Below are 26,004 nucleotides of genomic sequence, written 5' to 3'. Positions count from 1 at the left end.
GGCAGCATGACCTACAAGAACCCGCCGACGACGCCGCGCAAATCCGCGACCTTCGACGACTACACGCTTTCCGAAATCCGCCGCGCCGCGGCGACCGGCATCTATGACATCAGGGGCGCCGGGGCCAAGCGCAAGCTGCCGCATTTCGACGATCTGCTGTTCCTCGGCGCCTCGATCTCGCGCTATCCGCTGGAAGGCTATCGCGAGCGGTGCGACACGTCGGTGGTGCTGGGCTCGCGCTATGCCAAGAAGCCGATCGAGCTGAAAATCCCGATCACCGTTGCCGGCATGAGCTTCGGGTCGCTGTCCGGCCCGGCCAAGGAAGCGCTCGGCCGTGGCGCCACACTCTCAGGCACGTCGACCACCACCGGCGACGGCGGCATGACGGAGGAAGAGCGCGGCCATTCCAAGCAACTGGTCTACCAGTACCTGCCGTCGCGCTACGGCATGAACCCCAGGGATTTGCGCCGCGCCGACGCCATCGAAGTGGTCGTTGGCCAGGGCGCCAAGCCGGGCGGTGGCGGCATGCTGCTTGGCCAGAAAATCTCCGACCGCGTTGCCGAAATGCGCACGCTGCCGAAAGGCATCGACCAGCGTTCGGCCTCGCGCCATCCCGACTGGACCGGGCCGGACGATCTCGAGATCAAGATCCTCGAACTGCGCGAGATCACCGACTGGGAAAAGCCGATCTACGTCAAGGTCGGTGGCGCCCGCCCCTATTATGACACTGCACTTGCGGTGAAGGCCGGCGCCGATGTCGTCGTCGTCGACGGCATGCAGGGCGGCACGGCGGCGACGCAGGAAGTATTCATCGAAAATGTCGGCCAGCCGACGCTTGCCTGCATCAGGCCGGCAGTGCAGGCGCTGCAGGATCTCGGCATGCACCGCAAGGTGCAGCTGATCGTCTCCGGAGGCATCCGCAACGGCGCCGACGTCGCCAAGGCGCTGGCGCTCGGCGTCGACGCGGTGTCGATCGGCACGGCAGCGCTGGTCGCACTCGGCGACAATGATCCGCGCTGGGAAGCGGAGTACAATGCGCTCGGCACCACCGCCGGGGCCTATGACGACTGGCACGAGGGTCGCGACCCCGCGGGCATCACCACGCAGGACCCCGAACTGATGAAGCGGGTTGATCCGGTCGCCGCCGGACGGCGGCTGGCGAACTACCTCAAGGTGATGACGCTGGAGGCGCAGACCATTGCGCGTGCCTGCGGCAAGAACAGCCTGCACAATCTCGAGCCCGAGGATCTCGTAGCCCTCACCATCGAAGCCGCCGCCATGGCCGGCGTGCCGCTGGCCGGCACCAACTGGATACCGGGGAAAAACGGCTTCTAAAAAACACATCAAAATAAGCGAGGAACTATAATGGGGAACGATCTCGCCGCATTCGCCAAAGAGAACGGCGTCAAATATTTCATGATTTCCTACACCGACCTATTCGGCGGCCAGCGCGCCAAGCTGGTGCCGGCGCAGGCGATCGCCGACATGCAGAAGGACGGCGCCGGCTTCGCCGGTTTCGCCACCTGGCTCGACCTCACGCCGGCGCATCCTGATATGCTGGCGGTGCCGGATCCGGATTCGGTGATCCAGCTGCCGTGGAAGCCCGAGGTCGCCTGGGTCGCCGCCAACTGCATCATGGACGACAAGGAGGTCGAGCAGGCGCCGCGCAACACGCTGCGCCGGCTGATTGCGGAAGCCGCCACTGACGGCATGCATGTCAAGACCGGCGTCGAGGCTGAGTTCTTCCTGATCTCGCCGGACGGCAGCGTCATCTCCGACAAATACGACACGGCTTCAAAACCCTGCTACGACCAGCAAGCGGTGATGCGCCGCTACGATGTCATCGCCGAGATCTGCGATCATATGCTGGCGCTGGGCTGGAGCCCCTACCAGAACGACCATGAGGACGCCAACGGCCAGTTCGAGATGAACTGGGCCTTCGACGATGTGCTGGCGACCGCCGACAAGCACTCGTTCTTCAAGTTCATGGTCAAGTCGGTGGCGGAAAAGCACGGCCTGCGCGCGACCTTCATGCCTAAGCCCTTCCAGGGCCTGACCGGCAATGGCTGCCACGCCCATATTTCGGTGTGGGACAAGGCCGGCAAGGTCAACGTCTTTGCCGACAATGCGATGGAGCTCGGCCTGTCGGCCAAGGGCAAGAATTTCCTTGGCGGCATCATGAAACATGCCTCGGCGCTGGCCGCCATCACCAACCCGACGGTGAACTCCTACAAACGCATCAACGCGCCGCGCACCATTTCGGGCGCCACCTGGGCTCCGAACACGGTGACCTGGACCGGAAACAACCGCACCCACATGGTGCGCGTGCCCGGCCCCGGCCGCTTCGAGCTGCGGTTGCCGGACGGCGCCGCAAACCCTTATCTGCTGCAGGCCGTCATCATTGCCGCCGGTCTCGACGGCATCCGCTCCAAGGCCGATCCCGGCAAGCGCTACGACATCGACATGTACCAGAACGGCCACACGGTGAAAGGCGCGCCGAAGCTGCCGCTCAATCTGCTCGACGCGCTTCGCGAATACGACAAGGACAAATCGCTCAAGGCGGCGCTGGGTGAGGAATTCTCGTCGGCTTATCTAAAGCTGAAGCACCAGGAATGGAATTCCTATGCTTCGCACTTCACGCAATGGGAGCGCGACCACACGTTGGACATATAATCGTCCCAGCTGTGCGAGCGACCTCGGAATGACCTGATGAAATATTCGATCTTCTCGCTCGCCCGTGCTGCCCTTTCCGGCCACAAGAACTGGCAGCGCACCTGGCGCGATGCGGCGCCCAAGGACCACTACGATGTTGTGATCATCGGCGGCGGCGGCCATGGGCTCGCCACCGCCTGGTTCCTCGCCAGCGAGTTCGGCATCAGAAACGTCGCCGTGCTGGAAAAGGGCTGGATCGGCTCCGGCAATGCCGGCCGCAACACCACCATCATCCGTTCCAATTACGGCCTGCCCGGCAATACCGGCTTCTACGAGCTTTCGATGAAGCTTTGGGAGCGGATGGAGCAGGACCTCAACTATAACGCCATGGTCAGCCAGCGCGGCGTCCTCAACCTCTATCATTCCGATGCGCAGCGCGACGCTTATGCGCGGCGCGGCAACACCATGCGCATCAATGGCATCGATGCCGAACTGCTCGACCAGGCGGCGCTGAAGAAGATGCTGCCGTTCCTGAATTTCGACCATGCGCGCTTTCCCGTGCAGGGCGGCCTCCTGCAGCGCCGCGGCGGCACCGCGCGGCATGACGCGGTGGTCTGGGGCTATGCCCATGCGGCGAGCGAACTCGGCGTCGACATCATCCAGAACTGCGAGGTCACCGGCTTTGTCCGGGACGGCAACGGCAAGGTGACTGGCGTCGAGACGTCGCGCGGCAAGATCGGCGCCGGCAAGGTCGGCATGGCAGTCGCCGGGTCATCGTCGCGTGTCGCAGCGATGGCGGGCATGCGCCTGCCGATCGAAAGCCATGTGCTGCAGGCTTTCGTCTCGGAGGCGATCAAGCCGCTCATTCCTGGCGTCATGACCTTCGGCGCCGGGCATTTCTATGTCAGCCAGTCCGACAAGGGCGGGCTGGTCTTCGGCGGCGACATCGACGGCTATAATTCCTACGCCCAGCGCGGCAATCTGCCTGTCATGGAAGATGTCTGCGAAGGCGGCATGGCGCTGATCCCGATGATCGGCCGCGTGCGGCTTCTGCGCCAGTGGGGCGGCATCATGGACATGTCGATGGATGGCTCGCCGATCATCGACAAGACGCCGGTCGAGGGGCTCTACCTCAACGCCGGCTGGTGTTATGGCGGCTTCAAGGCGACGCCCGGTTCCGGCTTCGTCTTTGCCCATCTTCTGGCGCGTGACGAAACGCACAAGGAGGCGGCGCTGTTTCGGCTCGACCGCTTCCGGACTGGCGCCATGATCGACGAAAAGGGCCAGGGCGCCCAACCGAACCTGCACTGAGGCTGGCGAGATGCGTATTGTCTGTCCCTTCTGCGGCGAACGCGAACTCGGCGAGTTCAGCTATCTCGGCGACGCCAAGCCGGCGCGGCCGGCGGCGGGTGCCGGCGAGGATGCTGTCTACGACTACGTCTATCTGCGCGACAACATCGCCGGCGTGATGGCAGAGAACTGGTATCACGGCGGTGGCTGCCGGGCCTGGCTGAAGGTCACCCGCAACACGCTGACGCACGAGATCTCCGCGGTGGAACCGGCGGCGGGGGCTGGTGCGAGCCAGGTGGAGACATGAGCTATTCTGTCGAGACCACAGCCGTCGCGAAAAGCGCCAGCCCCCTACCTCCCCCTTGTGGGGAGGTAGGACCGCAGGTCCGGGTGGGGGTCGGTGCCGCACCCCCACCCCGCTGCTGCGCAGCGACCCTCCCCACAAGGGGGAGGGTAAGGGACGGCGCCATCCTTCGCCGTGACACCATATGGATCAGAGGCTGGACATCGTGACCTCTCATCGTCTCTCATCCGGCGGTCTCATCGACCGTTCCACCCCCCTCACCTTCCGCTTCGACGGCACGACATTTTCCGGCTTCCAGGGCGACACGCTGGCGTCGGCGCTGGTCGCCAATGGCGTCAAGCTGGTCGGCCGCTCGTTCAAATACCATCGTCCGCGCGGCATTCTGACTGCGGGCTCGGAAGAACCCAACGCGCTGGTCGAACTGCGCACCGGCGCACGGCGCGAGGCCAACACCAAGGCCACGACGGCCGAACTCTATGAAGGCCTCGAAGCGGCCAGCCAGAACCGCTGGCCGTCGCTGCGCCACGATGTGATGTCGGTGAACCAGCTGTTCGCACCGATCTTCGTCGCCGGCTTCTACTACAAGACCTTCATGTGGCCGGCAAAATTCTGGGAAATGGTCTACGAGCCGGCGATCCGACGCGCCGCGGGTCTGGGTCGCGCGGCGGTCACCCCCGATCCGGATCACTACGACAAAGCCTGGGCGCATTGCGATGTGGTGATCGCCGGCTCCGGCCCCGCAGGTCTGGCGGCGGCTTTGGCGGCCGGGCGCAGCGGCGCTCGCGTCATCCTGTGCGAAGAAGATTTTGCGCTCGGCGGCCGTCTGTTGTCGGATGGCGGCACGATCGATGGGCTGCCGGCTGCGGAATGGATCCAGCGCACACTGGCCGAACTCAGCTCAATGCCTGACGTTCGCATCATGACGCGCACGACGCTGTTCGGCGTCTATGACGGCGGCACCTATGGCGCGATCGAACGCGTCAACGATCATCTGCCGGTTCCGCCCGAGCATCAGGTGCGACAGCGGCTGTGGCGCATCGTGGCCAAGCGCTGTGTTGTGGCTGCAGGCGCGATCGAGCGTCCCATCGTCTTTGCCGGCAACGATACGCCCGGCGTAATGATGGCGTCGGCGATGCGGACCTATGTCGCGCGCTATGCCGCGACGCCGGCAAAGCGTGTTGCGCTGTTCACCAACAATGAGGATGGCTGGCGCACGGTCGAGACCGCGCTCGCAGCCGGACTGCAGGTCGCGGCGGTGATCGATGCGCGGACTGACGTCTCGCCTGCCCATCGTTCCCTCGCCTCCAGGAACGGCTTCACCGTGCTGCACGGCTCGGTCAGCGGCGTCGACGGCGGCAAGGACGGCGTAAGAAAAATAGCGGTGTCGCTGACCGGCGGCGCGCGCGCCGAGGTCGAGGCCGACGGGCTTGCCGTTTCCGGCGGCTGGAATCCGGCGGTCGGGCTCACCTCTTACCATCGCGGCCGGCCGAAATGGCGAGACGACATCGCCGCCTTCGTGCCGGACGGCGCGCCGCCCGGTATGGTCGCGGCAGGTGCCGCCAACGGTGCCTTTGGCCTCGGCGCCTGCCTGCGTGAAGGTTTTGAAGCTGGTGCGGCGGCCGCACGCGAAGCGGGGCGGTCGGGCAGCGCTGGATCACCGCCGACCGCCAGCGACGAGGCCTTCTCGCTGACGCCTCTCTGGCACGTCGCCGGCAAAGGCAAGGCTTTCGTCGACCAGCAGCATGATGTCACCGCATCCGACATCGAGCTGGCGCAGCGCGAAGGCTTTGAATCGGTCGAGCATCTGAAGCGCTACACCACGCTCGGCATGGCGACCGACCAGGGCAAGACGTCCAATGTCGCCGGCCTCGCCATCATGGCGGCGGTGTCGGGCAAATCCATTCCCGAGACCGGCACGACCATCTATCGGCCGCCTTACGTGCCTGTCGCCATCGGCGCCTTTGCCGGCCATCATCGCGACGAAAATTTCCATGCGACGCGGCTGACGCCGTCGCATCACTGGGCGGCCGAACAAGGCGCGATCTTTGTCGACACCGGCCTGTGGAAGCGCGCGCAATGGTATCCGCGCGCGGGCGAGAAGGACTGGCTGGAATCCGTGACCCGCGAGGTCAAGGCGGTGCGCTCGGGCGTCGGCTTCTGCGATGTCTCGACGCTGGGGAAGATCGATGTGCACGGCCCCGATGCCGGCGCCTTCCTCGACCGCGTCTACATCAACACCTTCTCAAACCTTGCCGTGGGAAAAGCCCGCTACGGGCTGATGCTGCGCGAGGACGGCCTCGTCTATGATGACGGCACGACCTCGCGGCTGGCCGATGACCATTATTTCCTCACCACGACCACGGCGAAGGCCGGGCTGGTGATGCAGCATCTCGAATTCTGCCGGCAGGTGCTATTCCCCGAACTCGACGTGCAACTCACCTCGGTCTCCGACCAGTGGGCGCAATTCTCGATTGCCGGGCCAAGGACGCGAGACCTGTTGAAGGAAATCGTCGACCCTGCCGAGGACCTTTCGAACGAAGGTTTTCCATTCATGGGCGTGCGCGAAGTCGCTTTGCGCGGCGGCATCAAGGCGCGGCTGTTCCGCATCTCCTTCTCCGGCGAGATGGCGTTCGAGATTTCGGTGCCGGCGCGTTACGGTGAAGCGATGGCACGCAATTTGATGCTGGCGGGAAAACCGTTCGGCGTGACGCCGTATGGCACAGAAGCCCTCGGCGTCATGCGCGTTGAAAAGGGCCATGTCGCCGGACCGGAACTGAGCGGCACGACGACCGCCGCCGATCTCGGTCTCGGCAAGATGATGTCGACCAAGAAGGATTTCATCGGTCGCGTCATGGCCGGCCGCGAGGCGCTGGTGGCGCCGGACCGGCAGGTCGTGGTCGGCATCAAGCCGGTCGACAAGGCGCGCCGCCTGCGCTCCGGCGCGCACATCATCCCGAAGGGCCAGACGCCCGGGCCTGATAACGACCAGGGCTACGTCACCTCGGTCTGCTTCTCGCCGGCGCTCGACCAGTGGATCGGTCTCGGCCTTGTCGAGCGCGGCCGCGAACGCATCGGCGAGATCGTCCACGCGCATGATCCGCTGCGCGGTGAAGACTACGATATCGAACTCTGCAATCCCGTCTTCTACGATCCCGATGGAGGGCGCCAGCGTGGCTGACTTTTTCTGGGATGTTCGCAGCCCGCTCGAGCGCGCGCTCGCTCCTGGCGCTTGCGGCCCGCAAGGCGATGCCGGTGTGTCGCTGACCGAGATCCGCAATTTCGACCTCGTCCAGGTGATGGCACGGCGCGGCAAGGCGGGTGATTTGGCCGAGGCCGCGAACGCTCGTTTCGGCGTCGCGGCTCCGGAAACGCCGAAGGCAGTTGGCACCGCTGATGCGACGCTGATCTGGTCGGGACCGGATCAGTTTTTTGTCCTGTCGAAGGGTGGCAGGACTGAGGTGCTCGCTCAGACCTTTGCATCTTCCGCTTCGCTATCCGACCAATCGCATGCACGCGTGCTGATCAGCATCTGCGGCCTCAAGGCGCGCGCCATGCTGGCGAAACTGTCGTCGATTGATTTGCATCCCGATGCGTTTCCGGTTGGCGCTGCTGCCGCGACCTCGATGGATCACACCAGCGTCACCCTCTGGCGTGGTGGTGACAAGGCGGATGGGCAGGCGGTGTTCAACCTCCTGGTGTTTGCGACGTTTGCCGAAAGTCTGTGGCACACGATGTTGGATTCGGCTGCGGAGTATGGTGTGGCTATCGAGCATTCCGAGGAGCTTTAGCTCGATAGTTTCAGATGTTGGCGCCGCCCCTCATTGCCCTGCCGGGCATTTCTCCCGGTATAGTGACGGGGAGAAAGAAGCTGGCCGCAGCCTCGGCGCTCATCCTGCAACGTTGGCGATTGGCGAAACCGGCGACGACAGCGTCCTTCGCCCCGTTTACGAGGAGAAGATGGCGGCGGCCAGATGAGGGGCAGCGCTGACGTTCGGAAGATAGGGCTGATCGGCAAGGTTCGGCCTTAGCGACCGCGGCGAGAACGCCACCCTCCACCTTGCCAAACCCAACCGCGCTGCTATTCTTGCTGCTAAAATAATTTTACACACAGGCAAACTTGTTTCTCGAACCGCAAGGCTGAGATGAGCCAGTCGCCCTACCCCTCTGTCGCAGCCGGACCGCCGCGGCCGAGCCTCATCCTGAGGCCCGGCCAGATCGCGCTGCCGCCGGGCATGGAGCGCCATACTATCCTGGGGAATGGCGCGGTGCTGATCGAGGTCGAGGCCGGCGATACGTTCACCGTGCGCAATGTCGAGGGCGGGCAGGCTTGCGAGTTGCTGGCCTGGGACAGGACCGGCGCCACCGATCCTTCCATCCTCGGCGAAAAGTCCAACAGCAATGCCGCCGGGATCAAGGCGCTTCTGGCCGAGGGCGATGACAGCCTGGCTTCCGTCCGTCGTGGCCTTGAGCGCCGCCAGGTGCAGCTCGACGAGCCCAAGGCGGTGCGTGTGTTCGGCGGCGCAACGCCTGCCGGCACCGAGCAGGCATTCACGGTCACGCGCGACGGCGCGATGCTGATTGCCGCACCCGGCGGGCCGATGCTCGTCGACGGCCATGATACGGCAACGCCGCTCACCGTCATGGTGCGCCGCGCCACCGTGCGCCTGAAGACAAAGTCGCAGCTGGCCGATCCGCTTGCCGATCTGGTGCTCGATCTGCGCGTCCATTCGGCGACAGCCGAATCCTATTTCGTCAAGGCCGGCGACTACCTGCAGATCATCAATGTCGACGGCCGCCAGTGCACCGATTTCCAGTGCTTCTCGGCGCGCAAGCTGGACAAGGGGCTGGACCATCCGCTCGACGTTACGACCACGCGCACGCTGATGGGGTCGAGCTACCCGATGCCCGGCCTTCACTCGAAATATTACGACCAGGACATGGAGCCATTGGTCGAGGTTATCCAGGACACGTGCGGCCGGCATGACGCCTTCGCGCTCGCGTGTGCGGCCAAATATTATGACGACATCGGCTATCCCGGCCACACCAACTGCTCGGAGAATTTCAATCGCGCGTTGGCCGACAAGGGTGTGACGCCCCGTGCCGGCTGGATGGCGATCAACTTCTTCTTCAACACGGCGATCGACGCCCATGGCGTGATGGTGTCGGACGAGCCGTGGTCGCGGGCGGGTGACTATGTGCTGCTCAGGGCGCTCACCGACGTTGTCTGCGTCTCCTCCGCCTGTCCCGACGACACGACACCGGCCAATGGCTGGAACCCGACCGACATCCATGTGCGAACCTATTCCGGCCAGCACAAATTCTCGCGAGCGATCGCCAGACGCATGACGCCCGATTCGGAACCGAAAATGACCCGCGAGACCGCCTTCCATTCCAGCTTCGCCAAGCACACCCGCAACTTCGTGGAATACCGGGGTTATTGGCTGGCCAATTCTTTCGCCAAAGAGGGGCCGATCGCCGAGTACTGGGCCTGCCGGCAGGACGCGGTGATCATGGACCTGTCGCCGCTGCGCAAGTTCGAGGTCACCGGTCCCGATTCCGAAGCGCTGCTGCAATACACGCTGACCCGCGACGTCAAGAAGCTCGGCGTCGGCCAGGTCGTCTATTCCGCCATGTGCTACGAGCATGGCGGAATGATCGACGACGGCACGCTGCTGCGGCTCGGCAAGGACAATTTCCGCTGGGTCGCCGGCGATGACCTGTCCGGCGAATGGCTGCGCGACACCGCCAGAAAACTCGGCCTCAACGTGCTGGTGCGCTCGTCCACCGACCAGATGCACAATGTCGCTGTCCAAGGGCCGAAGAGCCGTGACATTGTGCGAGAGGTGGTCTGGACCTCGCCGCTGCAACCGTCGATCGACGAACTCGAATGGTTCCGCTTCGCTGTCGCGCGCATCGGCGGCGGCAATGGCATTCCGGTCGTGGTGTCGCGCACCGGTTATACCGGCGAGCTCGGCTACGAAATCTGGTGCCACCCACGCGACGCCGAAAAAGTGTTCGATGCCATCTGGGAGGCCGGCCAGCCGCACGGGCTGAAGCCGATGGGCCTGCAGGCACTCGACATGGTGCGCATCGAAGCCGGGCTGATCTTCGCCGGTTACGAATTCTCCGACCAGACCGACCCGTTCGAGGCGGGCATTGGTTTCACCGTGCCGTTGAAGACCAAGACCGACGATTTCATAGGCCGCGAGGCGCTGATAAGGCGCAAGGAACATCCGCAGCACAAGCTCGTCGGCCTCGACATCGACAGCAATGTCGCGGTCGGCCATGGCGATTGCGTGCATGTCGGCCGCGCCCAGATCGGTGTCGTCACCTCGGGCATGCGCTCGCCGGTGCTGAACAAGAACATCGCCCTGGCGAGGCTTGACGTCACCCATGCGGCCACCGGCACAGAGGTCGAGATCGGCAAGCTCGACGGTCATGCCAAGCGGCTGCCGGCGCGGGTGGTGGCCTTCGCTCACTACGATCCGCAAAAGACCAGGCCGCGATCCTGAGGGTTGCACCCCCGGCCCTTCGCAGGCTCAGGGCGTTCGAAGCTCGAAAGCAATTGGCTTTCCGTCCGCTACCGCGGACCGCTTCTCACCCCACAAGGGGAGAAGGACAAAGCGAGCGTTTCGCAACCGTGATGTGCACGACGCCACAAATCACTTGACGTGAAAGCGCGCCGGATCAATCTTCACTGTTAAGAAAAAAATACGACTGAGTGGAAACACAGGAGTCGTGCGGTCATGTACCGGGGAACAAGCTTCGCGAAGCCGAGGCATCACCGGCCGGGAACACAAAAATGGGGAATTCAGACAGATGAGCACGATTACCACTGCCCTGGAGCAGCCCGCTGAAGGCAAGCTGCTCCGCAACATCGACTGGCGCGGCGCCTTCTGGGTGGCGAGCGGCGTTCCTGCCCTTGTCCTGTTTTCGATCGGCGGCATTGCCGGAACGACGGGAACGCTGGCCTTCGGGATCTGGATCGCTTCCATGATCATGGGCTTCCTGCAATCCTTCACCTATGCCGAGATCGCCGGCCTGTTCCCGAACAAGTCGGGCGGCGCCTCGATATACGGCGCCACCGCCTGGCTGCGTTATTCCAAGTTCATCGCGCCGCTGTCGGTGTGGTGCAACTGGTTCGCCTGGTCGCCGGTGCTGTCGCTGGGCTGCTCGATCGCCGCCGCCTATATTCTCAACGCGCTGGCGCCGGTGCCGCTGTTCACCGAGGCGTCGCCGGACGTCGTCGCCTATATCGCGGCGCATGCCGGAACGGTGCCTGCCGACGCCATCGTCGCGGTGACCGCGGCGGCCACGCCGGCGATCCGCAACTGGACGCTGTTCAGCCACACGCTAGGTCCTGTCTCCTTCACCCTCAATGCCACTTTCTTCATCGGCGCGGTGCTGATGCTGATCATCTTCTCGATCCAGCATCGCGGCATTCTCGGCACCGCCAATGTGCAGAAGTATATCGGCCTCCTGGTCATCATCCCGATGCTGATCGTCGGTGTCGTGCCGATCGTCACCGGCCAGATCAACTGGGCGAACTTTTCGCCGCTGGTGCCGCTGGCGGCGGCTTACGCGCCGGAGCCCGGCTCGTGGAACATTGCCGGCTGGACGCTGGTGCTGGGCGGCATGTTCATCGCCGCATGGTCGACCTATGGTTTTGAGACCGCCGTCTGCTACACATCGGAGTTCAAGAACCCGGGCACCGACACGTTCAAGGCGATTTTCTATTCCGGCCTGCTCTGCATGCTTCTGTTCATCCTGGTGCCCTTCACCTTCCAGGGCGTGATGGGCCTCAACGGCATGCTGGCGACGCCGATCGTCGACGGCTCGGGTGTCGCCGATGCACTGGCCGGCATGGTCGGGGGTGGCGCATTGATCCACAGCCTCTTGGTGATGCTGATGATCCTGGCGCTGGTGCTGTGCATCATGACGGCAATGGCCGGCTCGTCGCGCACGCTCTACCAGGGCTCGGTCGATGGCTGGCTGCCGCGCTATCTCAGCCACGTCAACGAGCATGGCGCGCCGACGCGCGCCATGTGGACCGATCTCGTCTTCAACCTGATCGTGCTGGCCATCGCCTCGGCCGACGCGACGAGCTTCTTCTTCATCCTCGCCGTGTCGAACTGCGGCTACATCATCTTCAACTTCCTCAACCTCAATGCCGGCTGGATCCACCGCATCGACAACGGCCACATCAACCGGCCTTGGAAGGCGCCGAGCTGGCTGCTCGGCCTCGGCGCCATCTTCGCCTATGTAAACGCCATCTTCATGGGCGCCGGCGCCAAGGTGTGGAACCCGATGGCGCTCTGGGCCGGCCTGATCACAGCCGCCTTGATCATCCCGGTGTTCTGCTACCGGCACTACGTCCAAGACAAGGGCAAGTTCCCCGACCACATGCTGGCCGACCTCGGCATGGCGGGCGCAGACCTCTCGGTCAAAAAGGCAGGCATGCTGCCCTACCTGACGCTGGTCGCCGGCCTGGTGGTGATGTTGCTCGCCAACTGGTACTTCGTCATCTGAAAGTGATGGCTTGAAAAGAATGGGCGCGCTTCGGCGCGCCCGTTTCTTTTTGTGGCAGACGTCAGCCGGCCTTGCGGATGACCGCTTCGGAGCCTTCGAAGAACCGGTTCGGCGGACGCTTCAGGCCGAGATTCTCGCGCAAGGTGGTGCCCTCATACTCGCGCCGGAAGAGCTTTCGCCGCTGCAGCTCGGGCACCACCTTCTCGGCGAAGTCGTCGAGCCCGGCTGGCAGATAGGGGAACATGACGTTGAAGCCGTCTGACCCTTCGGCAAACAGCCATTCCTCCATCGAATCGGCGATGGTTTTCGGCGTGCCGACGAAAGCAAGGCCGGAATAGCCGCCGAGCCGCTGCGCCAGCTGGCGGACGGTCAAAGTCTCCCGGCGCGCCAGCTCGATGACGCGCTCACGGCCGCTCTTGGAGGCATTGGTCTCGGGGATTTCGGGCAAGGGCGCGTCGGGATCGAAGCCGGATGCGTCGTGCCCCAGCGCGATCGACAGCGAGGCAATGCCGCTCTCGTAATAGACCAGGCTGTCGAGCTTGGCGCGTTTGGCCTGTGCTTCCTCGACACTGTCGCCGACGATGACGAAGGCGCCGGGCAGGATCTTGATGTCGTCGCGCGAACGGCCGAGCTTCTCGGCCCGGCTTTTGACATCGGCAAAGAAGCGCTGCCCAGCCGCCAGATCGGAATGGGCGGCGAAGATCACCTCCGCCGTTTCGGCTGCCAGCTGCCGCCCGGCCTCAGATGCGCCGGCCTGGACGATGACCGGCCAGCCCTGCACCGGCCGCGCAATGTTGAGCGGGCCGCGCACCGAGAGATGCTCACCCTTATGGTCGAGCACATGCAGCTTCGCGGGATCGAAATAGAGCCCGCTCTCGGCGTCGCGGATGAAGGCGTCGTCGGCAAAGCTGTCCCAGAGGCCGGTCACCACATCGTAGAATTCCCGCGCATTGTGATAGCGCTCGTCGTGCTCGACATGCTCGTCGAGGCCGAAGTTCAGCGCGGCGTCGGGATTGGATGTGGTGACGATGTTCCAGCCGGCGCGGCCGCCGCTGATATGGTCGAGCGAGGCGAAGCGACGGGCAATGTGATAGGGCGCGTCGAAGGTCGTCGATGCGGTGGCGACAAGGCCGATATGATCAGTGACGGCGGCGAGCGCCGACAGCAGCGTGAACGGCTCGAACGAGGTCACCATGTGGCTGCGCCGTAGCGCCTCGATCGGCATGTTGAGAACGGCCAGATGGTCGGCCATGAAGAAGGCGTCGAACTTCGCCGCCTCAAGCGTCTGCGCGAAGCGCTTCAGATGGGCGAAGTTGAAGTTGGCATCGGGATATGAGCCGGGATAGCGCCAAGCCCCGGTGTGAAGACTGACCGGACGCATGAAGGCGCCGAGCCGCAATTGCTTATTGTCTACCATGGGATGATCACCTGATGCGAATGAGCGTTGCCGCTCCGATATGTAAGCAGGATCGGACGGCTTTGCCGTCCTGGAAAGGAATTCTGTTTTGCAAAACCGGCGCCGCGAAGCATTTTCATACAGGTGGCCGTTCAACCTATTTTGATGAACCCGCCTGGTGTTGAGATACTTGCCGAGGTGCTCGGTGCCACCGGCAACGAGAAAGCCAGAACGCCGCACGTCAAGCGTACGGCGTTCCAGCCTTTTCCAAGGTGCATCCTGTGCGCCGGCAGCGCTTACTCGGCGGCCAGGGCAAGTGGCGGCCTGTCATTGTCCTGCACCGCCTCATCAGCTGGCTTCTTGCCTTGCTTCGGCTCGCGGCCGAAGAACAGCGCGTAGCCTGCCGGCAGCACCAGGATGGTGAGTACGGTGGCGACGAGGATGCCGCCCATCATGGCGTAGGCGAGCGGTCCCCAGAACACCGCACGCGAGATCGGGATCAGCGCCAGCACCGCCGTCATCGCCGTCAGCACGATCGGCCGGAAACGGCGCACGGCCGAGCCGATGATGGCCTCCGATCGGTCCATTCCCCTGGCGATGTCCTGATCGATCTGGTCGACCAGGATGATCGAGTTGCGCATGATGATGCCGAGCAGCGCGATGACACCGAGGATGGCGACGAAGCCGAACGGCGCGCCGCTGATCAACAGAGCCGCCGCCGCACCGATGATGCCGAGCGGACCGGTGGCCAGCACGAGCATCGCCTTGCCGAAATGCTGCAGCTGGATCATCAGGAGCACGACGATGACGGCCAGCATGATCGGCGCCTTGGCGGCAATCGAGGCCTGGCTTTCGGCGGAATCTTCCGCACCGCCCTGGATCTCGATCTTGTAGCCGGGCGCCAGGCCGGCGCGCATGCCCTGCATGTCATTGTAGAGCTTGGTGACGACGTCGTTCGACTGCACGCCATCCGGCAGCGTGGCGCGCACCGAGATGGTCGGCAGGCGATCGCGCCGCCATTCGACGCCCTGCTCGAGCACCGGCACCACCTTGGCCACCTGCGACAGCGGCACGAAGCCGCCGAAATCGGTCGGGATATAGACCGAGTCGACCGAGGACAGCAGGCTGCGGCTGGCGTCCGGTTCGCGGGCGACGATGGAAACCGTCTCCTCGCCATCACGGAAGTCATCGAGCGGCGCGCCGGACATCGCTGCCTGCAGCATCTGGCGGATGCGCTGCGAGGTGACGCCAAGCGCACGGGCGCGGTCCTGGTCGATGACCAGCTTCATCGCCGGTACCGGCTCCAGCCAGTCGTCATGGACGGCGCCGAGCAGCGGGTTTTCGGCGAATTTCGCCTTCACCTGGTCGGCGATGCGGCGCACCTCCTGGCGGTCCGGACCCATGATGCGCATCTGCACCGGCCAGCCGGTCGGCGGGCCGAGGAACAGACGGTCGACCTTGGAGCGGATCGAAGGGAAATCCTGCGCCAGGACTGAGCGCAGCTTGAGGATCAGCCGCTCACGTGCCGGCTCGTCATTGGCCATCACCAGAAGCTGCGCATAGTTCGGATTGCGCAATTGCTGGTCGAGCGGGAGGAAGAAGCGCGGCGCGCCTTCGCCGATATAGGTGGCGATGAAGCGCTTGTCCTTGTCGCCCATCATCCGGGCTTCCAGCGCCTTGGCCTGCGTCTCGACCTCCTTGATCGAGGTTCCCTCAGGCAACCAGAGATCGACGAGGATTTCCGGCCGCGAGGATTGCGGGAAGAAGTTTTGTGGGATGAACTGGAACGCCCACAGGCTGGTGGCGAAGGTGACCAGCGTCATCACCAGAACGATGATGCGGTGGCGCACCGCCCAGCCGACCGTGGCGCGCAGCCGCCGGTAGAAGCCGGTGTCGAAGGCGTCATGATGGTTGCCGGCATGCTTGCGCTGCTTGAGGATCATGTAGCCCAGCCACGGCGTGAAATAGACGGCGACGAACCACGACACGACGAGCGCGATGCCGACGACATAGAACAGCGTGCGCACATATTCGCCTGCGGTCGAGGCGGCGAAGCCAACCGGGATGAAGCCGGCGATAGTGATCAGCGTGCCGCTCAGCATCGGGAAGGCGGTCGAGGAATAGGCGAAGCTCGCCGCCTCGATCTTGACCAGCCCCTCCTCCAGCTTGCGCTCCATCATCTCGACGACGATCATGGCGTCGTCGACCAACAGCCCGAGCGCGATGATCAGGGCGCCGAGCGAAATGCGCTGCAGATCGATGCCGAGCTCGTACATGATGGCGAAGGTGGCGGCCAGCACCAGCGGAATGGCAATGGCGATGACCAGGCCGGAACGCCAGCCGATCGACAGCAGCGAGACAGCAAGCACGATCAGCAGCGCCTCGCCGAGCGCCTCCATGAACTCGTTGACGGCGTCCTTGACAACCTCGGGCTGGTTGGAAATCTGGTCGACCGCAACGCCGTAGGGCAGCGCTTCCTCAAAGCGCTTGTAGGTCGCCTCGACATCCGTGCCGACGTCCCTGACGTTAAAACCATTGGCCATGACGACGCCGACTTGGACGCTTTCGTGGCCGTTGAAGCGGTACTTGCGCTGATAGGGATCTTCGAGACCGGAACTCACGGTGGCGATGTCGCCAAGACGTGTCACCTGACCACCGGCGCGCAGGCGCAATTCCCTGATGTCGGCAGCCCTGGTGACATCGCCCTCGACCGAGATGCGCACCGAGCGCAGGCCGGTGTCGACGGAGCCCGCCGGATCGACATTGTTCTGGCCCTTGATGGCGTTCTGCAGGTCGGTCAGCGTCAGGCCGCGTTCGGCCAGGGCCTTGGACGAGACGTCGATATAAAGCTTCTCCGGCTGGTCGCCGATGATGACGGCCTTCTCGACGCCCGGCGTCGTCAGCAGCATGTCGCGAGCCTGGGTGGCAAATTTCTTCAGCTCCGGATAGCTGTAGCCGTCGCCGCCGATCGAGTGCAGGGTGATGAAGGTGTCGCCGAACTCATCGTTGAAATAGGGCCCGAGCAGGCCTTGCGGCAGGTCGCCGGAGATGTCGCCGACCTTCTTGCGCACCTGGTAGAAGGCGTCCTTCACCTCCTCTGCATTGGTGTCCCCCTTGATCTGGACGGTGATGATGGCGCTGCCGGCGCGGGTGTAGGAACGGACGAAGTCGAGGTGCGGCGTTTCTTGCAGCTTGCGCTCGATCTTGTTGACGACCTGGTCTTCCATCTCCTGGATCGAGGAGCCCGGCCAGATCGCCTGGACGACCATGACGCGGAAGGTGAAATCGGGGTCTTCCTTCTGGCCCATGCGCATCAGGCCGAGCGCGCCGGCAATGATGATCAGACCGAACAAGAAGCGCGCGATCGAGGGATGGCCGATGGCCCAGCGCGAAAGATTGAAAGGCTGCTTTTCATTGCTGTCGGTGGTGGTCATCGGCGTCAGTCCAATTCGTTGATCGTGAGCGCACACCCTCGGCATGCGGCTTCAGGTATTCCGATGCTGGCTTCCGGGCGGCGAGGCTTTCCGAGCGGAGAGACACTCATCGCGGTGGGACGCGCGGATCGATGCGGGGGAACTCGATCTTGGCGTCTCGACCATCGGGCGCTCGCCGCCCGGAAACCCTGAATTCGCTTGCCCAGCCCTTTCGCCGAAGCGACGATCAAGCCGGCTTCATGCCTGCGGTCAGCGCAGGGCCTTTGCGGCATCGCCTTCCGCAGAGGCGGCCTGGACCGCATCGCCGGTCAGCTTGACCTTGAGATTCTCGGTCATGAACTGGGTGCCGGCGGCAACGACGACATCCCCCGGCTTGAGCCCGTCGGCGACGCTGACGCCATCGGCGGTGAACTCCGCAATCTTGACCAGGCGCTCGTGCACCGTCTCGCCGGCGCGGTCGACGGTCCAGACAATCTTGCGACCATCCTTTTCCGCAAGCGCGCTGAGCGGGATCGACACCATCTCCTTCTTCTTGGCCACCGAGGCCTCGATGTTGGCGGTCATGCCGAGCAGCACGCGCGGGTCGTCGGGCAGCGAGACGCGGACGGCAAAGGTGCGCGACTGCTGGTCGGCGCTGCCGGCGACTTCACGCACTTTGCCGGAGAGCGCCAGCGCGTCATCGGACCAGAAGCTGGCCTTGACGTCCTTTCCCGGCTTGAAGGCGGCGATGTCCATTTCGGGAACCGCGATCAGCACTTCCTTTTCGCCGTCGACGGCAACGGTCATCACAGGCGTTCCGGCGCCGACCACCTGGCCGACATCGGCCGAGACCGCCGTGACGATGCCGTTCTCGCTCGCCTTGAGATCGGTGTACACGACCTGGTTCTGCGCCTGGGCAAGGGTAGAGCGGGCGGCATCGCGCGTCGCTACCGCCTGGTTGTAGCTCAGCGTCGCCTGTTCGAGTTGCGACTTGGAGGTGAAGTTCTTGGCAAAAAGCTGTTCGGCGCGCTTGCGGGACAGATCGACCGTCTCGACCTGCCGCTCGGCGGCGTCGAGGCTGGCCTTGGCGCTCTTGACCGACAGCTCATAGTCCGTGGGATCGATACGGGCTAGCACATCGCCTGCCGTCACATGCTGGCCGATGTCGACCAGGCGCTCAGTGACCTTGCCCGAGATGCGAAAGCCGAGGTTCATTTCGGTACGGGCTCGCACCGAGCCGGAATAGGTGAGTTCGCGACTCTTTTCGGCCTGGCCGATCTCGACCACCTTGACCGGACGGATGATGTCCTGGACCTCGGTCTTCTCCTGGCTGCAGGCGGCGAGCCCGAGCGTGGCGACGATCAGGCCGGCGACCGGCAGCTTGCGGATGATGGAACTGGACAAAGACACTTTCGTACTCCCGACTGGAGATGAACGGTCGACACCGGCGCCCGGCGGGCGGCGGCTATTACTTCAGAGCCTTGATCGCGTAATCGATGAGATCGTCGGGCATCGCCCGATTGGTCTTGGCAAGGCACTGCGCCACCATTTGCGGGTGGCACAGAATGACGGTGGCGGCGCCGAAGCAGCGCGATGCGATGACCGGATCCTGGTCGGCAAACTCGCCGGCCTCGATGCCCTCGCGGATGACCTCGGCAAACAGGTCGTGAATGCTGTCGATATGCTTGTCGATGACGCCCCAGTCGCGCTCGAGCGCGACGATGACCATTTCGTGGACCTTCTGGTCGTCGAGCATGACTTCCAGTGTCATCTTGTACTGCGCATGCACGTAGCGGCGCAGCCGCTCCTCGGCGCTGATCGGCAACCGGGAAATCTCGTAGGCCATGTTGTAGCTGGCGAGGAGCATGCGGCCGCAGACGGCCTGGTGGATTTCGACCTTGGAGGCGAAGAAACGGTAGATGTTGGCCGGCGACATGCCGAGTTCGCGGGCGATGTCGGCGACATTGGTCTTGCCGTAACCATAGTGCCGGAACAGGCGTTCGGCACAGTCGAGAATGCGGGTGACATTCTCCTGGCGGGTGGCGTCGGCCATTATGCTGGCGGCTTCGGACATGGCTCTCTGTCGATTTATGAGTGACGAATTTCAACTTTCGTCAGTCGTAAATCGAAAAGAGGGAAGTGTCAATGCGAATTCGACGTACGCGTATAATTTGGTGACAGATGGTGACAGAGGGTGTGCGCGAACTCGACCTTGCGTGCCGTTGCGCTCTGGAGCTAAGATCCCTTCACCATTTCCCGCAGCTGAAACTTCTGGATCTTCCCCGTCGATGTCTTCGGGATCTCGGCAAAAATCACCGCCTTCGGCACCTTGAAGCGGGCGAGCAGCGCGCGGCAGTGTTCGATGATCTCGGTCTCGCTTGCCGCCTTGCCGGGCTTCAACTCGACATAGGCGACCGGCACCTCGCCCCATTTGTCGTCTGCCTTGGCGACTACGCCGCAGGACGCCACGGACGGGTGTTTGTAGAGGGCCTCCTCGACCTCGATCGATGAAATATTCTCGCCGCCGGAGATGATGATGTCCTTGGAGCGGTCCTTGAGCTGGATGTAGCCGTCGGGATGCATGACGCCGAGGTCGCCGGAGTGGAACCAGCCGCCGGCAAAGGCCTCTTCGGTCGCCTTCCTGTTCTTCAGATAGCCCTTCATGACGATGTTGCCGCGAAACATGACCTCACCGATCGTCTCGCCGTCGGCCGGCGTCTTCTGCATCGTCCCCGGGTCCATCACGGTGAGGCCTTCCAGCGCTGCATAGCGCACGCCCTGCCTGGCCTTTTTGGCGCTGCGTTCGCCCTTGTCGAGACCGTCCCAGGCGCCGTGCCATTCGTTGACGACCGCCGGGCCATAGGTCTCGGTCAGCCCGTAGAGATGGGTGACGGCAAAGCCGGCATCGGCCATGCCCGACAGCACCGCTTCCGGCGGAGGTGCTGCCGCCGTATTGAAGGTCACCGTCTGGGGGAACGTCCGCTTGTCCTCGTCCCTGGCGTTGATCAGCACCGACATGACGACCGGCGCACCGCACAGATGGGTGACGCCGTGGTCGGCGATGGCATCGTAGATCGGCTTCGACCGCACCCAGCGCAGGCAGACATGGGTGCCGGCCTGGACGGCCAGCGTCCACGGGAAGCACCAGCCATTGCAGTGGAACATTGGCAGCGTCCACAGATAGACGGCGTGCTTGGCCATGCCGGCATGGATGGTGTTGGTGTAGGCCATCAGGGCAGCGCCGCGATGGTGGTAGACGACGCCCTTCGGGTTACCGGTGGTGCCCGAGGTGTAGTTGAGCGAGATGGCGTCCCATTCGTCGTCGGGCATCGACCAGGCGTAGCCCTCGTCACCGCCGGCGACGAACCCCTCATAGTCGATCGCGCCGATGCGCTCGCCCTTCGGATAGGGTGCATCGGCGGCATAGTCGGGATCGTCATAGTCGATGACCAGCGGCTTCACCTTGGCCAGTGCCAGTGCCTGTTTGACGACAGCAGCGAATTCGCGGTCGACGATGAGCACCTTGGTCTCGGCATGGTCGAGCTGGAACGCGATGACGGCGGCATCGAGCCTTGTGTTGAGCGAATGCAGCACTGCCTTGGTCATCGGCACGCCGAAATGCGCCTCCAGCATCGGCGGCGTGTTCGAAAGCATCACCGTGACGGTATCGCCCTTGCCGATGCCGCGCTTCGACAGCGCCGAGGCGAGCTTCAGCGAGCGCTGCCAGAAGGTGCGATAGGTGATGCGCTGGCTGCCATGGATGATGGCGACATGATCGGGATAGGTGCTTGCCGCCCGCTCCAGATAAGTGAGCGGCGTCAGCGGCTGGTGGTTGGCGGCGTTCTTGCCGAGATCCTGATCGTAGGGACTGCCCATCCCGTGCTCCCCGAGTTTTCTTTTGCTGAGAACTTCTAACCACAGGTTCCCGCCACGTCACCATCGGCGATTCCCGACCGGGCACATTTGGCGCAATGATCGTCCAGATTCGGGTGGGCAAAGAGGTATCGTGTACCCACGCCAGTTTGACTTTTGTCGAGAGCCGTGAATAATGTCAGCCGAGGAGACGGCATGGCGATCCGACCGGCAGAACAGCTTATCCACAAGGCCGCCTGGCTCTATTACGCCCATGGCCTGCGCCAGGACCAGGTCGCCAGCCAGCTTAACATCTCCCGCGCCTCGGTCGCCATGTATTTGCGCAAGGCGCGCGAGACCGGCATCGTCAACATCTCGACCTCGACGCAGCTGTTCACCGACGACGTGCTGGCGCGCCAGCTCGAGGACGCGCTCAAGCTTGATGCGGTGTGGATGGCGCCGGAGAATGCCTATGTCGTCGACCCTTCGACGGACGTTGCGGTGCTGGCGGCGGGCGTCTTTCTCGAACTGGTCAAGAAGGGCGACCGGATCGGCGTCGCCTGGGGCCGCACCGTCTACACCATCGCCGACGTCATGTCCTATGCCGACCTGCAGGACGTCACCGTTGTGCAGCTCTGCGGCAATCTCGGCGCGCCCTACTCCTACCGTCCCGACCAGTGCACGATGGAGATCGCCCGGCGGCTCAACGCCAAGGGCCTCAATTTCTACGCGCCGCTGGTGCTGACGACGGAATTGCTGGCGCATGGGCTGCGCGCCGAACCGGTGATCCGCGAACAACTGGCCGATATTGCCAACTGCGATCTGGCGCTCTATTCGGTCGGTACCGTCGACGCCGACAGCCATGTCGTCAAATGCGGCGCGCTCAGCCCCGGCGAGATGGGGCTGTTGCGCGAAGCGGGCGCCGCCGGCGTCGTTGCCGGCCAGATCATCGATGCCGCCGGCAAGGCGCTCGACTGCAGCTACAACCGCCGCGTCATCTCGGCCTCGCTGTCGTCACTGCGCCAGATCGAAAAGCGGCTGATGGTGGTGCAGGAAGACAGCAAGTTCGAACCGCTGCTCGCAGCACTCGCCGGCGGACTCTGCACGCATCTGGTCGTCGGCGCCGGCATGGCGCGGCGGCTGCTCGAATATGCCGGAGCCAGCGCGGGGGCAAAAAAGGCTTCCTGACAAACGAAATCCTTGCAGCGGCGCATTGTCATCAAGGCGTCGCGGCACTCCTGTTCACAGCAACATCAAAGACAGCAAAGCGGACATAGCGACATGAAGAACCTTTGGAATGACGACGACGCGGAAAGACTGGTGGCCGACTATGCGAAAAAGGGCGTGGCCCGCGACCTCGCGTTGCGCGTCTACACCACCCGGCTGCTCGGCGGCGAGCCGCGGCTGGTGCTGCATGGCGGCGGCAACACCTCCTGCAAGACCAAGGCCACCGATCTCGTCGGCGACGAATGGGATGTGCTGTGCGTCAAGGGCAGCGGCTGGGACATGGGTGTGATCGAGCCGCAAGGCCTGCCGGCGGTCAAGCTCGGCGCGCTGCTGAAGGCGCGTGCGCTGGCCAGCCTCGCCGACGAGGACATGGTGGCGCTGCAGCGGGCGAACCTCATCGACCCCGCCTCCCCCAATCCATCGGTCGAGACGCTGCTGCACGCCTTCCTGCCGCATAAATTCGTCGACCACACGCATTCGACCGCGATCCTCGCCATCGTCGACCAGGCGGACAGCAAGCCGCTGATCAAGACCGTGTTCGGCGACAAGATGGGGTACGTGCCCTACATCAAGCCGGGCTTCGACCTCGCCAAGGTGGCCGCCGATGTCTACGACGCCGACCCCAGCGTCGAAGGCCTGATCCTCGACAAGCATGGCATCTTCACCTTCGGCGACGCTGCGAAGCAGGCCTATGACCGCATGATCCATTATGTGAACGTGGCCGAAGACTATGTGGCGAAGAACGGCAAGCCGAAGACAGCGAAAGCCGCACTGCCGGCCAAGCTCGCAACGCCGGCAGCGATCGCGCCGATGCTGCGTGGCGCGGTGGCGGTGGCGCGTGGCGAAGGCCGCTTCGACCGCATGATCAGCGATTTCCGCACTTCGGACGCCATCGTCGATTTCATCAACTCAGCCGGCATTGCAGACTATGCCGGACGCGGCGTGTCGACGCCCGACCTGTCGATCCGCGTCAAGACCGGACCGATGGCGGTTCCGGCGCCAGACGCCGACAAGATTGGCGACTACAAGGCCGTCATCAAGAGCCATGTCGACGCCTTCGCCAACGACTATCGCGCCTATTTCGAAACCAACGATGCGCTGGACGACGTCCAGCGCACCATGCTCGACCCGATGCCGCGGCTGACGCTGGTGCCGGGCCTCGGCATGTTCGGCCATGGCCGCACGCTGAAGGATGCGAAGATCGCATCTGATGTCGGCGAGATGTGGATCGAGGCGGTGCGCGGCGCCGAGGCCGTCGGCAGCTTCCATCCTCTATCGAAGGCCGACCTCTTCCCGCTGGAGTACTGGTCGCTTGAGCAGGCCAAGCTCGCCTCCAACAAGCCGAAGCCGCTGACCGGCCAGGTGGTGCTGATCACTGGCGGCGCCGGCGCGATCGGTGCTGCGACGGCAAAACTGTTCGCCGCCAATGGCGCGCATGCCGTCGTCGTCGATCTCGATGCGGCCAGGGCGGCCGAGGCGGCAAAGGCAGCCGGCAACAATTCCATCGGCGTCGGCGCCGACATCACCAACCCGGCCGAGATGCGCGCCGCCTTCGACAAAGCTGTCGCTGTCTATGGCGGCGTCGACATTCTGGTCTCCAACGCCGGTGCCGCCTGGGAAGGCCGCATCGGCGAGCTCGACGATGCCATGCTGCGCAAAAGTTTCGAGCTCAACTTCTTCGCCCACCAGTCGGCGGCACAGAACGCGGTGCGCATCATGCTGGAACAGGGCACCGGCGGCGTGCTGCTGTTCAACACTTCCAAGCAGGCGGTCAACCCCGGCCCGAAATTCGGCGCCTATGGCGTGCCGAAGGCGGCGACGCTATTCCTGTCCCGGCAATACGCGCTCGACTACGGCGCGCACGGCATTCGCTCCAATGCGGTCAACGCCGACCGCATCCGCTCCGGCCTGTTGACCGACGCCATGATCGCCAGCCGTTCCGGCGCGCGCGGCGTGTCGGAGAAGGAATACATGTCCGGCAATCTGCTCGGACAGGAAGTGACGGCCGAAGACGTGGCGCAGGCCTTCCTGCACCAAGCATTGGCCGAACGCACCACCGCCGATGTGACGACGGTCGACGGTGGCAACATCGCCGCAGCGCTGCGCTAGACATAGACCTGGAGCGGTTCATCGTTCACCAAAACGACGAACCGCTCTCCCACCTGAAGGACTCCAGGCGGAGAACTGCTTTTGCAGGTCGTGCTGAAAAACTGCTCGAACTGGTCAAAATCCACTCCAATCCTTGGCCTATTGCTCGACCACTTTAGGGCGCGCCTTGTGTTTCGCATGCGAGCTCCGACCCTGATCATTGGCGGAGTTGTCCATGGCAGCGAAAAAACTTCGTATCGGCGTGCTGTTCGGCGGGCGCTCCGCCGAGCATGAGGTGTCGCTGCTTTCGGCAACCATGTCATGCGTACTCTGGATCGGCGAAATACGATGCCGTCCCGATCTTCGTCACCCGCGAGGGGCAATGGCTGCTGAGCCGCTTCGAGGATGGCGCGCTGGCAAAACCCGCGTCCGGCACAGAACTCGGCCTGGCGCCGGGCGGGCATGGGCGGATGCTGGCGATCCCCGCCAAGGGTGCGCCGCACGACCTGCCTGCCATCGAATATGGTGTTGCGGTACTGCACGCCTGCATGGCGAGGACGGCGCGGTGGCTGGTGCGAGTCGGGCGGTCATGATGCAGGGGCAGATTCCTAACAGATATTGTTAGAGCTTGTTGGATGCATTATAATGTGGGTATGAAAAACGAACCTATGCGCACCCTCACCATATCCCTCACCGCGCAGCAGATAGCTCGCCTGCAAAGCGCTATCGAAGGTGGCGGTTATGCTTCCAACAGCGAGATTGTCCGCGACGCCCTGCGCTTATGGGAGCAGCGCGAGGAATTGCGCACGCTCGAACTCCAGCACTTGAAGCGGGCCTATGCCGACGGGATGGGCAGCGGCAAGCCAGTGGCTGTCGACCCCACCGAGTTCATCGGCAGCCTGAAGGCAGAACGCCGCGCCCGTGGCTGGCTATAGGCTCACACCGCGCGCTTCGCAGGATTTGCGAGACATCTGGCACACCACCGCCGCCGACAATGAAAAGGCAGCAGACAGACTGTTGATGCGCATTTTCGAAAGACTGGAGCTGGCGGCGCAGCACCCCAAGATGGGCAGCGCACGGCCCGAGTTAAGCGCAACGGCCCGCGTGCTCGTCGAAGGCCGCTATATCATCATCTACGAGCCGCAGCCCGATGGTGTTATCGCTGTGGCGATTGTCCACGGGATGCGCGATCCAGACCATTGGTTGTAGGCCGGCAGGCTTACCATCAATATGAAAAGAGCGGCCCATGCCGC

Annotated in this window: 17 protein-coding genes and 1 pseudogene; 13 read left to right on the top strand and 5 right to left on the bottom strand. The window is 63.8% G+C overall.

The window, feature by feature from the left end; translation table 11 throughout:
• Positions 1 to 6 precede the first annotated feature (6 nt).
• The 8 genes from NKI32_RS23335 (at position 7) to NKI32_RS23300 (ending at position 12,775) form a co-directional block, all read left to right on the top strand.
• Entirely contained in the window at positions 7 to 1,335 is a 1,329-nt protein-coding gene (locus tag NKI32_RS23335; RefSeq protein WP_023668552.1) for an FMN-binding glutamate synthase family protein, read from the top strand.
• Between the two features lie 30 nt (positions 1,336 to 1,365).
• Positions 1,366 to 2,673 carry a type III glutamate--ammonia ligase gene (glnT, locus tag NKI32_RS23330; RefSeq protein WP_023726360.1) on the top strand — a complete coding sequence of 436 codons (1,308 nt, stop codon included), beginning with the start codon at positions 1,366 to 1,368 and terminating at the stop codon, positions 2,671 to 2,673.
• Positions 2,674 to 2,709: 36 nt separating this feature from the next.
• Complete coding sequence (locus NKI32_RS23325) at positions 2,710 to 3,963, top strand: sarcosine oxidase subunit beta family protein (RefSeq protein WP_023820984.1); 1,254 nt, start codon at positions 2,710 to 2,712, stop codon at positions 3,961 to 3,963.
• 10 nt (positions 3,964 to 3,973) lie between these two features.
• The gene (locus NKI32_RS23320; RefSeq protein WP_023820983.1) at positions 3,974 to 4,249 is read left to right on the top strand and encodes a sarcosine oxidase subunit delta; all 276 of its coding nucleotides are present in this window, start codon (positions 3,974 to 3,976) and stop codon (positions 4,247 to 4,249) included.
• Positions 4,250 to 4,430: 181 nt separating this feature from the next.
• On the top strand, positions 4,431 to 7,424 hold the full coding sequence (locus tag NKI32_RS23315) for a sarcosine oxidase subunit alpha (RefSeq protein WP_353003776.1): 2,994 nt from the start codon (positions 4,431 to 4,433) through the stop codon (positions 7,422 to 7,424).
• Positions 7,402 to 8,034: a sarcosine oxidase subunit gamma gene (locus tag NKI32_RS23310; protein WP_084558897.1), complete on the top strand. Its 633-nt coding sequence runs from the start codon at positions 7,402 to 7,404 to the stop codon at positions 8,032 to 8,034. The genes NKI32_RS23315 and NKI32_RS23310 overlap by 23 nt, the downstream gene beginning before the upstream one ends.
• A 354-nt stretch (positions 8,035 to 8,388) precedes the next feature.
• A complete protein-coding gene (locus NKI32_RS23305; protein ID WP_353003774.1) occupies positions 8,389 to 10,758 on the top strand; it encodes a trimethylamine N-oxide demethylase in 2,370 nt (789 codons plus the stop codon).
• A 307-nt stretch (positions 10,759 to 11,065) separates the two neighbouring features.
• Positions 11,066 to 12,775 carry a trimethylamine N-oxide permease gene (locus NKI32_RS23300; RefSeq protein ID WP_353003772.1) on the top strand — a complete coding sequence of 570 codons (1,710 nt, stop codon included), beginning with the start codon at positions 11,066 to 11,068 and terminating at the stop codon, positions 12,773 to 12,775.
• A gap of 61 nt (positions 12,776 to 12,836) precedes the next feature.
• Here NKI32_RS23300 and NKI32_RS23295 read toward each other — a convergent pair whose 3' ends face one another.
• The 5 genes from NKI32_RS23295 to NKI32_RS23275 form a co-directional block, all read right to left on the bottom strand.
• On the bottom strand, positions 12,837 to 14,192 hold the full coding sequence (locus NKI32_RS23295; RefSeq protein WP_353003770.1) for an LLM class flavin-dependent oxidoreductase: 1,356 nt from the start codon (positions 14,190 to 14,192) through the stop codon (positions 12,837 to 12,839).
• 275 nt (positions 14,193 to 14,467) lie between these two features.
• Entirely contained in the window at positions 14,468 to 17,605 is a 3,138-nt protein-coding gene (locus tag NKI32_RS23290) for an efflux RND transporter permease subunit (RefSeq protein ID WP_353003768.1), read from the bottom strand.
• A 249-nt stretch (positions 17,606 to 17,854) separates the two neighbouring features.
• Positions 17,855 to 18,994, bottom strand: coding sequence for an efflux RND transporter periplasmic adaptor subunit (locus NKI32_RS23285; protein WP_353003766.1), 1,140 nt, complete (start codon positions 18,992 to 18,994; stop codon positions 17,855 to 17,857).
• 58 nt (positions 18,995 to 19,052) lie between these two features.
• Positions 19,053 to 19,658 carry a TetR/AcrR family transcriptional regulator gene (locus tag NKI32_RS23280; RefSeq protein WP_286461551.1) on the bottom strand — a complete coding sequence of 202 codons (606 nt, stop codon included), beginning with the start codon at positions 19,656 to 19,658 and terminating at the stop codon, positions 19,053 to 19,055.
• Between the two features lie 161 nt (positions 19,659 to 19,819).
• Positions 19,820 to 21,460 (bottom strand): acyl-CoA synthetase, encoded by a 1,641-nt coding sequence (locus NKI32_RS23275; RefSeq protein ID WP_353003764.1) that lies wholly within the window; start codon positions 21,458 to 21,460, stop codon positions 19,820 to 19,822.
• A 192-nt stretch (positions 21,461 to 21,652) separates the two neighbouring features.
• Between NKI32_RS23275 and NKI32_RS23270 the strand changes: the two genes are divergently transcribed.
• The 5 genes and pseudogenes from NKI32_RS23270 (at position 21,653) to NKI32_RS23250 (ending at position 25,960) form a co-directional block, all read left to right on the top strand.
• Positions 21,653 to 22,624 (top strand): sugar-binding transcriptional regulator, encoded by a 972-nt coding sequence (locus NKI32_RS23270; protein WP_353003763.1) that lies wholly within the window; start codon positions 21,653 to 21,655, stop codon positions 22,622 to 22,624.
• Positions 22,625 to 22,717: 93 nt separating this feature from the next.
• Complete coding sequence (locus tag NKI32_RS23265; protein ID WP_353003762.1) at positions 22,718 to 24,772, top strand: bifunctional aldolase/short-chain dehydrogenase; 2,055 nt, start codon at positions 22,718 to 22,720, stop codon at positions 24,770 to 24,772.
• 214 nt (positions 24,773 to 24,986) lie between these two features.
• Positions 24,987 to 25,334: pseudogene (locus NKI32_RS23260) on the top strand (D-alanine--D-alanine ligase A); the annotation flags it as partial.
• Between the two features lie 85 nt (positions 25,335 to 25,419).
• Positions 25,420 to 25,686, top strand: a complete 267-nt coding sequence (locus NKI32_RS23255; protein ID WP_353003760.1) for a ribbon-helix-helix domain-containing protein — start codon at positions 25,420 to 25,422, stop codon at positions 25,684 to 25,686.
• Positions 25,673 to 25,960, top strand: coding sequence for a type II toxin-antitoxin system RelE/ParE family toxin (locus NKI32_RS23250; RefSeq protein WP_353003759.1), 288 nt, complete (start codon positions 25,673 to 25,675; stop codon positions 25,958 to 25,960). Before NKI32_RS23255 ends, NKI32_RS23250 begins: the two co-directional genes overlap by 14 nt.
• Positions 25,961 to 26,004: the final 44 nt, after the last annotated feature.

It is taken from the genome of Mesorhizobium sp. M0761, from assembly GCF_040320205.1.
Taxonomy (GTDB): Bacteria; Pseudomonadota; Alphaproteobacteria; order Rhizobiales; family Rhizobiaceae; genus Mesorhizobium.
The sequence above is the reverse complement of the archived record's forward strand: the minus strand, read 5'-3'. Positions and strand labels throughout refer to the sequence as shown.